This is a genomic window from Gottfriedia sp. OAE603 (assembly GCF_040543965.1).
Taxonomy (GTDB): domain Bacteria; phylum Bacillota; class Bacilli; order Bacillales; family Bacillaceae_G; genus Gottfriedia; species Gottfriedia solisilvae.
Genome location: NZ_JBEUNN010000001.1, coordinates 802948 through 814937, shown reverse-complemented (window position 1 = coordinate 814937; position 11990 = coordinate 802948). Strand labels below are relative to the sequence as shown.

The 11990-nt window shown below is 32.2% G+C and carries 11 protein-coding genes; 4 read left to right on the top strand and 7 right to left on the bottom strand.

Going from position 1 to position 11990, the window contains the following annotated elements:
• Window positions 1-96: 96 nt before the first annotated feature.
• Complete coding sequence (locus ABID96_RS04025; protein ID WP_192600927.1) at window positions 97-1440, bottom strand: sensor histidine kinase; 1344 nt, start codon at window positions 1438-1440, stop codon at window positions 97-99.
• Entirely contained in the window at window positions 1437-2120 is a 684-nt protein-coding gene (locus ABID96_RS04020; protein ID WP_192600926.1) for a response regulator transcription factor, read from the bottom strand. Before ABID96_RS04020 ends, ABID96_RS04025 begins: the two co-directional genes overlap by 4 nt.
• A gap of 347 nt (window positions 2121-2467) precedes the next feature.
• On the opposite strand from ABID96_RS04020, the gene mprF reads away from it, so the two are divergent.
• From mprF to ABID96_RS04005, 3 genes are all read left to right on the top strand, one after another.
• Window positions 2468-4990, top strand: coding sequence for a bifunctional lysylphosphatidylglycerol flippase/synthetase MprF (gene mprF / locus ABID96_RS04015; protein ID WP_192600925.1), 2523 nt, complete (start codon window positions 2468-2470; stop codon window positions 4988-4990).
• Between the two features lie 440 nt (window positions 4991-5430).
• A complete protein-coding gene (locus tag ABID96_RS04010; RefSeq protein ID WP_192600924.1) occupies window positions 5431-5883 on the top strand; it encodes a MarR family winged helix-turn-helix transcriptional regulator in 453 nt (150 codons plus the stop codon).
• Window positions 5884-5908: 25 nt separating this feature from the next.
• Window positions 5909-6328, top strand: coding sequence for an organic hydroperoxide resistance protein (locus ABID96_RS04005; protein ID WP_192600923.1), 420 nt, complete (start codon window positions 5909-5911; stop codon window positions 6326-6328).
• A 66-nt stretch (window positions 6329-6394) separates the two neighbouring features.
• On the opposite strand, the gene ABID96_RS04000 is transcribed toward ABID96_RS04005, so the two are convergent.
• From ABID96_RS04000 to ABID96_RS03980, 5 genes are all read right to left on the bottom strand, one after another.
• Entirely contained in the window at window positions 6395-7159 is a 765-nt protein-coding gene (locus tag ABID96_RS04000; protein ID WP_192600922.1) for an ABC transporter permease, read from the bottom strand.
• Window positions 7160-7174: 15 nt separating this feature from the next.
• Window positions 7175-7897: a phosphate ABC transporter ATP-binding protein gene (locus ABID96_RS03995; RefSeq protein ID WP_192600921.1), complete on the bottom strand. Its 723-nt coding sequence runs from the start codon at window positions 7895-7897 to the stop codon at window positions 7175-7177.
• Window positions 7898-7962: 65 nt separating this feature from the next.
• Complete coding sequence (locus ABID96_RS03990; RefSeq protein ID WP_192600920.1) at window positions 7963-8760, bottom strand: ABC transporter ATP-binding protein; 798 nt, start codon at window positions 8758-8760, stop codon at window positions 7963-7965.
• A 4-nt stretch (window positions 8761-8764) separates the two neighbouring features.
• Entirely contained in the window at window positions 8765-9817 is a 1053-nt protein-coding gene (locus ABID96_RS03985; protein ID WP_192600919.1) for a FecCD family ABC transporter permease, read from the bottom strand.
• Window positions 9814-10815, bottom strand: coding sequence for a FecCD family ABC transporter permease (locus ABID96_RS03980; protein ID WP_192600918.1), 1002 nt, complete (start codon window positions 10813-10815; stop codon window positions 9814-9816). Before ABID96_RS03980 ends, ABID96_RS03985 begins: the two co-directional genes overlap by 4 nt.
• 190 nt (window positions 10816-11005) lie before the next feature.
• Here ABID96_RS03980 and ABID96_RS03975 point away from each other — a divergent pair, with 190 nt between their 5' ends.
• Window positions 11006-11938, top strand: a complete 933-nt coding sequence (locus ABID96_RS03975; RefSeq protein WP_483301322.1) for an ABC transporter substrate-binding protein — start codon at window positions 11006-11008, stop codon at window positions 11936-11938.
• Window positions 11939-11990 lie beyond the last annotated feature (52 nt).

The following is an 11990-nucleotide window of genomic DNA, read 5'->3' as shown; positions in this document are numbered from 1 at the left end:
TTTTTCCCCTTTCAATAACTATTACTTGATCATGTGAATAGTTTATCAAACATTTATGAACAGAATATGAACATTCTAATCTTTTCTAATACATTCTTAACTTTTTGGTAGGATCACTGTAAAGCTTGTCCCTTCACCAATCGTGCTATTTACCATTATTTTTGCTTCATGCATTTCAATAATTTTTTGTACAATTGATAACCCCAATCCTGTTCCATGCTTATGTCTAGACTGATCAGCTTGGAAAAACCGCTCAAATATTCGTTCAATGTTTTCTTTGCTGATACCAATTCCGTTGTCTTTAATAATGACGCTACATTCATGTGGTTGATCAATAATATCTACTGAAATAATTCCACCAATATTTGAATATTTAAATGCATTTTGTAAAAGATTAATCCAAACTTGCTCTAGTAATAACCGGTCTGCAACTATTTTTGTTTGTGGTAAATTCAATATTAACTGAAGCTTTTTTCTTTCCCAATGAGGTTCTAACGCAACAATTACTTTTCTGATTTGTTCATCTAGATGGTACGTTGTAGGTTCAAATGGATGTTGGTCAGAATCGAGGGATGCCAATTTTAATAATCTTTCACTCAATATAGATAAGCGTTCAGTTTCCTCTTCAATAATAGATATATAATACTCTCTTTTTTCATCTACTAATTCCTTATTCTTCAGTACTTTAGCAAAGCCCTTAATCGAAGTTAAAGGTGATTGAATTTCATGTGATACGTTTGAAACAAACTCACTTCTCATTTCTTCTAACTTACCTAATTTCTCTGTCATAACATTAAAATGTGATGCTAAAAATCCTATTTCATCTTTCCGATTTACAGCAACCCTAACATCATAATTTCCCTTAGCTACTTCATTTGTTGCTACTGTTAACGCCTTTATTGGTTTAGCTAATAATTTTGCAACAAATAAGAATGTAATTGAGCCAATAATTAATGTAGTAAGAAGACTGAAAAAGAGAATTCGATGCATTTTAAAGAAACCACGTTCAAAATTTGGTTGAATAAATAATGCATAGTTTTCGCTATTTCGTTCAAAAGGAATACCAACTACATAAGGATGTTTATCTGATGGATCACTAATAATTTTAGGGAAATATTGACCATTTAGTACGCTTCTTATGCTTTCTTCCTTCACTTTAATATTTTTAGGTGCATTATTTTTTACAATCACTTTATTTGAATGATCATAAATTGTAATACTATAATTTTTGCTAAGAATATTTAACGTAGTTTGAATTTCGTCTTTACCTTCATTTTGATAAATTGAAATAAAATTTTCGCCGACTTCGTTCAAATCACCTTGCACTTCTGCAATAATATTTTTTAAAAAATATTTCGAAGCGATAAAAAATGTTAAGACTAAGCTTAAGATAATGACTGAAATAAAAACGACAACTAATTTGGTATAAATACTTTTCATGAACGCATTTCCTCTAATTTATATCCAAGTCCTCTTACAGTTACAATCTCCACTGTGGCGTTGATTTCTCTTAATCGTTCGCGTACTCGTTTAATATGAACATCCACTGTTCGCTCATCACCTTCATAATCAAGTCCCCATATTTGTTCAATTAAATCATTTCGTGTAAAAATTCTTCCACCTTGACTAGCCAGTTTGAATAAAAGTTCAAACTCCTTTAACGGAAGCATAATAGAATGTTCATCTACAGTTATTTCATATTTGATTTGATTGATGGTTAGATTGCCAACATGAAGATTTTTATCGACTAATAATTGATATCTTCTAAGTAGCACTTTTACTCTAGCAACCAATTCTAATGGATCAAAAGGCTTTACTACATAATCGTCAACGCCTAGATCGAATCCTTTTAATTTATCTTGAGATTCTCCCTTCGCTGTCACCATTAGCACTGGAATATCATAAAATCGCTTTAGTTCTTTTGTGAATTCATAACCATCTACCTCTGGCATCATCACATCTACCACCGCGATTTGAATTTGATTAGACTCAAGCAATGTCAAAGCTTTTTCACCGTTTTCTGCTTCTATCACTGAGTAACCTTCTCCACTCAAAAAAATAGAAATTAACTCTCTAATATGATCATCATCATCAACAACTAATACATTAACTGTATTCATGTTTCTCACCTACTTAATTCCATTGTATACATTTGATGAATATATTATATAAGTACATTATGAACTTAATATGAATAAAGAAATCAGTCTTAGGACGTATCCAGGATAAATTCATTGAACACTAAAAAAAGAATGGCTTCATACCATTCTGATAATAAATCGGACAATCCAATAAATTGTTAAAAAAATTAACCAATATTATGTAACAAAACCTACGTTTGAAAATTAAATTATCCTTAAAAAACGTTTAAGATTTAGATTCTCCTTGTTATAGTGTGGAAGAATATGGAATACTATTATTAGATGAATTTATTAACTAGTTTTGATTACAACTTCAGGAGTGTCTTATGAATAAGATTCAGTTAAGTAAAGTAGGTTTATTTAAGCTATTATTTATTTCTATATTACTAGTTGCATTTATTTTTGTTGGAAAAAATGTACTTTTAAACTTTGATTTTAGGATGTTTTTTAATTACATGGATTCACTTACATTATTTGAATACATTATGATCTTTGCATTAGGAATCATAGCTGTTTCTCCAATGTTTTTATATGATTTTGTGCTTGTAAGACTTCTAAATTTAGATTTTAGTTTCCGTAAAATAATGGTTGTTGCTTGGTTAGCAAATACAACTTCAAATTTAATTGGGCTTGGGGGGATTGCTGGGACGACAATTCGAACAATGTTTTATCGAAAAGATCGTTCAGCACCTGAAATTATTAAAGCAGTAAGTAGTGTCACGATTTTCTTACTTTCAGGCTTATCAATATTAAGTCTTTTATTATTCACAGGCATGTTTGACTTATCTTTTTTAAATGAATATAAATCAATGTATATTGCCATTATTATTGCAATCGTGTACTTCCCAATCATGTTCGTCGTTGTTTATTTGAAACGAAATTTTTTCTCTGAAGATTTTTCAGCGAAATTTATGTTTAGCCTAGTGATTATTTCACTTGCAGAATGGACATTTATTCTTCTATTTATTTATTTTATTTGTTTATTCTTACATGTAGATATCTCTTTAATAGAAGTACTTCCTGTATTTTTAGTCGCATCTGTTGCGGCTTTAATTAGTATGATTCCAGGTGGACTTGGATCTTTTGACTTTCTTTTCCTGCTAGGATTTACTTACTTTGGAATCGATAAAGAAACAACTTTACTTGTATTACTAATCTATCGTTTCAGTTATTTCTTCTTTCCTTTTGCTTGTGGATTGGTTATTGTTTTAAAATTATTATGGAATCGTTTAAATGATTCATTTAATGAATTACCAAATCAAATTTCTACATATTTGGGACACAAGGCTATTACAATTCTAGTCTTTCTATCTGGTGTGATCCTTTTAATGTCAGCCGCAGTACCTAGTATGTTGTTACGGATTAGTATTTTACAGATCATTCTATCTTCAACGATCATTAATATCTCACATTTACTTTCTGTCACCGTAGGCTTTACGCTACTTGGGCTATCTCGTGGCATTGATTATAAGGTGAAACGAGCGTGGTATATTACATTATTTATGCTCGTGATTGGTGCTGTTACAACTTATTCAAAAGGACTCGATTATGAAGAAGCATTATTTGTTCTAGCCGTAGCTTTCATCTTGTTTATTTCCAGAAAGCAATTTTATCGAGAAAGCTTTGTATTAACCTGGGGTAAACTGATCGTTGATAATTTCATTTTATTTTTCTTTTTAGGAAGTTATTTGCTAATAGCATATCTTAATCTTCCTCAATCGAGTGTAAAAATTCCAGCTAAATATCTACCTAATGTACTTGTAAATTCTCAAGATATTGTTGTCAGTGCTGTGCTTGGATTCACAGCTGCTCTATTTTTATTTTATATAGCATTCTTTAAAGGAAAAATTAAGCAGTTTCAATTTATCAGTACAAAAAATGAAGAAGGTAAAATTAGAGAACATCTGAATAAGTACGGTGGAAATGAATTATCTCATTTAGTATTTTTACACGATAAGTATGTATATTGGGCTCAAGAAGATACTGTATTATTTGTTTTCCAACCATATGCAGATAAGCTAGTTATTTTAGGGGATCCGATTGGAGAATCGTCTCGCGTATATCCAGCTATTGAAGAATTACTAAATTGTGCTGACCGTTTTGGATATACCCTTGTTTTCTACCAAGTCAATTCAAACTCATTACCTTATTTACATGAAAATGGATTTGATTTCTTCAAACTAGGCGAAGAAGGTTTTACAGAAACAACTACATTCAATCTTTCTGGTAAACGTAACAAAGGTCTACGAGCACTCTATAATAAATTTGAGCGTGAACAATATCGTTTCGAGCTAGTAGAACCACCTTTTTCTGATGAATTACTAATGCAATTAAGGCAACTATCTACAGAATGGCTTAATGGACGTAAGGAAAAAGGATTCTCTCTTGGCTATTTTTATGAAGATTATATTCAATTAGCACCAGTTGCATTGATTAAGAACAGTGAAAATAAACTAGTAGCTTTTGCTTCAATAATGCCAAGTTATACAGATCAAACCATTTCGATTGACTTAATGCGACATACGAAAGATGCTCCAAAAGGCATTATGGATTATATGTTTGTGAACTTAATTGAGTGGTCTAAAAATAAAGATTTTACTTATTTTAATGTCGGTATGACTCCACTAGCAAATGTGGGATTATCCAAATATTCATTTACGAGTGAGAAAATAGCATCACAAATTTATCAATACGGACAGTTTTTATATCATTTTCAAGGTTTAAGAAGTTTTAAAGAAAAATACGTACATAAATGGACACCTAAGTTTCTTGCATATCATAAAAAAACTTCTTTACCAATTACAATGTTACAAATTACATCACTTATATCTAGATCAAGAAAAAATTAAAGAAACAAGCTAGTTAATGAATACTACATTAGCTAGCTTGTTTTTTTATTTATTAAGAAATTGAATCAAAAGGAAAATGTTCCACATTTGTTATTTATAAAGCTTTTTGTCGTTTTTTCTAAAAATCCTTTGTATTAAAGAATGTTGTTTAAGTCAGAATTAAAATTATACGCTTTTTTTAGAAGTTAATTGGAACGGAAGTTGCTCGACTCCTGTGGGAGTAGCGGGAAAGTTGAGACCCTACAGGCGCATTGTGCCGAGGAGGCTCAACTTACGCCACACGGAAAGCGAGCATCCTGGAGTGGAAATCAACACGCTTCTTTCTCAGACAACAAATACACAAAAAAATAATAAAACTTACTACTTGCAAAATAAAATAATATGAATTATGATTGTGTCATATTAAATTGTGCACAATTAATATAAAGGATGTTGGGAAAATGAAAAAAGAAGAAATGTTATTACTTGAAAATCAGCTTTGTTTTTCTATTTATGCTTGTTCACGAGAAATTACAAAGCTTTATCGTCCAATGCTTGATGAAATTGGGATTACTTATCCGCAATACTTAGTTATGTTGTCATTATGGGAAAATGACAAGCAAACTGTTAAAGATTTAGGTGATTCCCTATTTTTAGATTCCGGTACACTAACGCCAATGTTAAAACGAATGGAACAAGCAGGATTGATCATGAGACAACGTGATTCAATCGATGAAAGAAAAGTTTTTATCTTATTAACTGATGATGGAAAAAAATTAAAAGAAGAAGCATATTGCATTCCCGAACAATTTTTTAAAGAAAGCAATGCCACTCAAGAAGAATTTTTATCACTGCTAAATCAAACGAAATCACTATTACAGAAAATCCATTCTGTAAATGAACATAAAAAATAAATAGAAGAATAAGGGAGAGATCATGATGGAACATTTATATACGGCAACAGCTACAGCTACAGGAGGAAGAGATGGTCGAGTTATATCATCTGACGAATTTGTTAACTTAGCACTTAAGCCACCAGTTGAATTAGGTGGACCTGGTGGCGCAACAAATCCTGAACAGCTTTTCGCTGCTGGCTATTCAGCTTGCTTTGACAGTGCTTTAAACCTAGTGGCACGTCAACAAAAAATAAAATTAGAATCTACATCTGTAACTGCAAATGTAACAATTGGTAAAGATCCAGTAGATGGTGGTTTCAAATTAGCAACACAACTTGACGTAAAAGTGACAGGTGTACCAACTGAAGTTGCAGTTGAATTAGTCAAAGCAGCACATGGCGTTTGCCCATATTCAAAAGCAACTAAAGGAAATATGGAAGTACAACTAAGAGTAATCGGTTAAAATAGGTAAAAGGCAAAAAGAGCAGGTTAAACTAGGCCTTTCCCAGTTTCCACCTGCTCTTTTCTTTTATAGTTGTATGTCCAATGCATCATCAGTCGTGTAGAATTTCCTGTATGATAAAAGTGTTGAACAAAAAACACTGATTGCAATTGAACCAATTAAGATACATTCAATTAATAATTGATATTTAATGGCGTATAGTGGGCTAATCCCTGCAAAAATCATACCTGTCATTGAACCTGGTAATGTGACAATTCCAACCGTCTTAGCTCGATCAATTGAAGGAATGAGCGCAGCTTTAATTGAACTTTTAATAACGGAGTTTGAAGCTTGTTTTGTAGTTGCTCCTAAGCATAGTGCAGCTTCAATTTGATGTCTATTTGATATTATTTCAGCTCTAAGCCTCGTTAATGCTAAGCTATTAGCATTCATCGAAGTACTAATAATCATACTTGATATTGGAATAACGTATTGGGCCTTTAATGCAATACTATTTGCCACTAAAACGACTCCTAAGGAAATAGTGACCCCTAATAATATACTGATAAACGAAATGAAAAATACTCCTTCTATTTGAAAGGACCTTTTACTAGATGTATAAGCTCCAAATAGCGTCATGCAAAATAAAATCAACATAACGACTAAAAAATGTTCTACACTCAGTACATACTCAAGAACATACCCCATAATCATTAACTGAATAACAGTCCGTACCGATGAAATGCCCAACTCTTTTTCGACACCTAGCTTTTGATAATATGATAGTCCTATGGCAATGACTATTAATAAAAAGGTCAGTGATACACCTGTAATTTGCAAATTGCCTTCCATAACCTACTCCTTTTTTTAAGCGATAGTTGAGAGAAAGTTTTTGCCAAATTCAGTACTTGGATTATCAAAGAATTCTTTTGTAGTACTTACTTCAACTAATCTTCCTTCAATTAACAACCCTACTCTATCTGCAATTTGTTGAACTAAATCCATATTATGTGTAACTAAAATTACCGTTTTTTTCTCTTCTCTTTTTAAATCTAATAAAACTTGCTGAATATGTATTGTTGATTTTGGATCTAATGCCGATGTAATTTCATCGCATAATAATATGTTTGATTTCATCGCTAACGTTCTAGCAATTGAAACCCTTTGTTGCTGACCAATTGATAGTGATAAAGCATTTCGTTCCAACAGATTTGACTCAAGACCTACTTTATCTAACAGATTAGATGCTAGAACGAAGCCATCTTTTTTATAAATTTCACCACTAAATTGTAAACCTAATAAAATATTATCCTGAACAGTTCCTTCAAATAATGAAGGAGCTTGTAAGATCATCATTGCATTTTTTCGTAATTTTTGTGGTGAGACCGAGTAGATCGACAGTCCATTTAATAAAATCTCACCTTCTTTGATTTTTTGTAGTCGATTTAAAGTGCGGAGCAGCGTTGATTTTCCTGAACCCGAAGTGCCAATCACACAAAATATTTCTCCTTCATTTATTTGAAAGGAAATATTTTTTAATATTTGATTTCCATGAATATCAACACTTATGTTTTTAATATCATAAACCACTTAAATCCCCCTTACATTAAACAAAAGGTGCCCTATTCAATGAAGGACACCTTTTGATTCACTTTTTAAAGTATTTTTCTACCTCGGCCATGTGGAATACAAAGTGGTGTTCCAAACAATGGATCTTTAACGATATCACAGTTCATACAAAAAACATCACAAATTAATTCCTGATTTATGATCTTTTCAGGATCACCCTCGGCATATACTTCACCATTTGAGATTGCAACTACGTTATGAGCATATCTGCATGCTAAATTAATATCATGTAGAACCATAACAATTGTACGTTTTTCTTTTTCATTTAATTCATATAATAAATCTAGTATTTCAATCTGATGCGTTAGATCAAGATAAGTAGTAGGCTCATCTAGTAAAATCGTGTCTGTATCTTGTGCTAAAGTCATAGCTATCCAAGCACGTTGACGTTGTCCACCAGAAAGTGAATCTACAAATTGATCTTTTAAATCAAACATATTCGTCATTTTTAAAGCATGGATTACTTTTTCTTCATCTTCTTTAGACCATTGCTTTAACCAAGTTTGGTATGGGTATCTTCCTTGTTTTACTAATTGGAAGACAGTTAATCCTTCAGGTGCTACAGGACTTTGAGGTAATATAGACAAATTACGTGCAACTTCTTTAGTAGGACGTTTACTGATTTCTTTTCCATCCAATAAAATTGTTCCACTTTTTGGTTGAAGTAATCTAGCAAGAGATCGAAGTAATGTAGATTTCCCACATCCGTTTGCACCTATTAGTACTGTTATCTTCCCTTTTGGTACTTCGAAGTTTAATTCATTTATAATCGTTTTATCATCATACGATAAGGTTAATTTATCAGTTACAATCGCATTGGTCATGCTATCACCTTTTTCCTGTTTTAAATAATAAATATATAAAATATGGCGCACCAATTACCGCTGTAAATACTCCCGCAGGAATCTGGATTGGTAGAAATACGGTTCTTCCAATTGTATCTGCAACTAATACCATTACTGCGCCGATCATGCCAGATAAAGGAATTAAGACGCCATAAGATGCACCTACAATTTTACGAGCAATATGAGGTGCAATGAGTCCGACAAAACCAATTGCTCCTGCAAATGAAACAGCTCCTGCTACTAAAGCTGTACTAATAAATAATAGAATTAGTCTATTTTTCTCGACTTGTACCCCTAAACTTGTAGAAACCTCATCACCTAATTGTTGTGTATTTAAATTTCTAATAAATAATAATGCTAGTAGAATAAATGCAATTGTCCAGAGAAGTAAAATCTTTACTTGTTCCCAATTTGCACCGTAAACGCTACCCGTTAACCACATATTTGCTTCAGATGCTCTAAAAACTGGGCCAATAATCATAAAGAATGAAGTAATAGCCTGTGCAAGCGCTGAAAACCCTACACCTACCAATACTAAACGTAATGGTCTTAATTCTCCATTTTTATAGGCTAATCCATAAACAAAAATCAAACTAACAATAGCACCAATAAAAGCTGCAAGTGGTAACCATTTAATACTAACAGTTAATTGATTTGTACGATCATCACTAAAAATTGCTAAAAACAATACAACAGCTGCGCCTGCTCCACCTGTAATTCCTAAAATATCTGGTGAAGCTAATGGATTTCTTACTAATCCTTGAAGAATCGCCCCAGCAATTGCTAATGAAAGACCGGCTAACATTGCAATGACAATTCTAGGCATACGAAAAGCTTGAATAAATAATTCATCTATTTTTTTCCCTTCTCCAAGGAGAACGGAAACTACTTTAGGAATGGAAATATATCGATCACCAAGCGTCAAACTTATTAAAAATGTACTCAATAATAGAATAAAAGTAATTAACAAAACGATTAATGAACGTTTATTAAGTAGATATGAAAAAAATCTATTACGTACTTTGATCATGTTCATTTAATCGTACCGCCTTTTCTTGCTAAATAGATAAAGAATGGAGCTCCGATAACAGCAGTTGTAATACCAACTGGCGTTTCTTCTGGCATTAATAAATAACGAGAAGCAATATCGGCTAATAATAATAAGATTGCCCCAACCACACCTGTAAAAGGAATCATCCATCGATAATCATTTTTGACAAACATTCTAACAATTTGAGGAACAATAATACCTACTAGACCAATTGGACCAGCGACACTTACAGCTCCACCAGCAAGGACGATTACTAAAACTACTAAAGTAATTTTCAACATCCCTGTATTCTGACCTAATGCTTTAGATAAGTCCTCACCTAGCATAAACGTATTTATTTTACTACCAAGTGCAAGTGATATAACCCAAGCTACTACAATATATGGTAGAACCAATACTAATGAATCTAGTGAACGCCCTTGTACCGAACCAGCTAACCAAAATAATACTTGATCTAAAGCTACCTCATTTGTTACAAGTAACCCTTGAGTAATTGAACTAAACATGGCAGCAATTGATACACCTGCTAATGTAATTTTTAAAGGCGTTGCGCCATCTTTTCCAAGCGAGCTTAATCCAAATACAAATAATGAAGATAATGCTGCACCAATAAAAGACAACCAGATTGTAGCTGATACTGATTGCAAATTAAAAAAAGTAATACTTAACACGATTAACATAGATGCACCAGCATTAATCCCGAGAACACTTGGAGATGCTAATGGATTTTTTGTTAAGACCTGCATGAATAAACCGGCAATCGCAAGACTCGCACCAACAACTGATGCAATGATTGCTCTCGGTATTCTAACATTTTGTATAATCAAGTGTTCATTCGAACCATTAAAATTGGTAAACGTATGAATTAAGTTTGTAAAACTAGTATCTGTATAACCTAGTAATATACTAGAAAAAAAGCAAACGACGAATAATAAAATACAAGCAATTAAAGCAATCATTCTTGATCTAAAATGAATAAGCATACGCTATCTCCTACTATATCTATTCTCTGTTCTTAGTCTAAATGATATAAATTATCAAGTCAATGAGAATCGTTTTCAATTTATTATTGACTCCACTAAAATAGTAATCTATAATACGATTTATCAATAAATGAAAATGGTTATCAACTAGAAGGAGAGTATAAACGTGAAAAAATTTAAATTTTCTTCAATGATCGCACTGTTAATTGCAGCTGTAATGGTATTAGGTGCATGTGGTTCAAAGAAAGATGTGAAAACATCTTCAAATGAAAGCAAAGCAAAAACAGTAACGATTAAACATGCAATGGGAACTACAAAAATTCCAGCAGATCCTAAAAAAGTAGTTATTTTAACAAACGAAGGAACTGAAGCTTTATTAGCATTAGGGGTTAAACCTGTAGGTGCTGTTCAATCTTGGACAGGTAAACCTTGGTATGATCATATTTCTAAAGATATGGATGGCGTAGAAGTAGTTGGTTTAGAGAGCGAAGTAAGCCTTGAAACAATCGCAGGCTTAGAGCCAGACTTAATTATTGGTAACAAAATGCGTCAAGAAAAAGTTTATGAGCAATTAAATGCTATTGCTCCAACTGTAATGGCTGAAACTCTTCGTGGAGATTGGCAAGAAAACTTTAAATTCTATGCAAAAGTATTAAATAAAGAAGCGGAAGGCAAAAAAATCTTAGATGATTATGCTAAACGCGTTGAAGAAGTTAAAACTAATTTAGGCGATAAAGTAAACAATGAAATTTCTATGGTTCGTTTCATGGGTGCAGATGTACGTATTTATCACTTAGATACTTTCTCTGGTGTTGTTCTGAATCAGTTAGGCTTTAAACGTCCGGAGTCACAAAATGTTAATGACTTTGCTGAAAAAGGTGTAACAAAAGAAAGAATTCCAGCAATGGATGGAGATTATATTTTCTACTTTACTTATGAAACTGATACTGAATCTGGTGCTAAATTCGAAAAAGAATTTACAGAAGATCCTTTATTCAAAAAATTAAATGCATCTAAAAATGGTCATGTATACAAAGTTAGTGATGTAATTTGGAACACGGCTGGTGGTATCAAAGCTGCTTACTTAATGTTAGATGATATCGAGAAAACTTTTTCAAAATAAACTCATTTATTATGCATTTAAACAAAATACCATAAATTAAGTTTTTTAATAG

Coding starts and splice junctions, on each gene's coding strand:
- ABID96_RS04010 (WP_192600924.1), top strand. CDS start 5,431: ATGAAAAAAGAAGAAATGTTATTACTTGAAAATCAGCTTTGTTTTTCT.
- ABID96_RS03985 (WP_192600919.1), bottom strand. CDS start 9,817: ATGAACATGATCAAAGTACGTAATAGATTTTTTTCATATCTACTTAAT.
- ABID96_RS04020 (WP_192600926.1), bottom strand. CDS start 2,120: ATGAATACAGTTAATGTATTAGTTGTTGATGATGATGATCATATTAGA.
- ABID96_RS04000 (WP_192600922.1), bottom strand. CDS start 7,159: ATGGAAGGCAATTTGCAAATTACAGGTGTATCACTGACCTTTTTATTA.
- ABID96_RS03990 (WP_192600920.1), bottom strand. CDS start 8,760: ATGACCAATGCGATTGTAACTGATAAATTAACCTTATCGTATGATGAT.
- ABID96_RS03975 (WP_483301322.1), top strand. CDS start 11,006: ATGATCGCACTGTTAATTGCAGCTGTAATGGTATTAGGTGCATGTGGT.
- ABID96_RS03980 (WP_192600918.1), bottom strand. CDS start 10,815: ATGCTTATTCATTTTAGATCAAGAATGATTGCTTTAATTGCTTGTATT.
- mprF (WP_192600925.1), top strand. CDS start 2,468: ATGAATAAGATTCAGTTAAGTAAAGTAGGTTTATTTAAGCTATTATTT.
- ABID96_RS04025 (WP_192600927.1), bottom strand. CDS start 1,440: ATGAAAAGTATTTATACCAAATTAGTTGTCGTTTTTATTTCAGTCATT.
- ABID96_RS04005 (WP_192600923.1), top strand. CDS start 5,909: ATGGAACATTTATATACGGCAACAGCTACAGCTACAGGAGGAAGAGAT.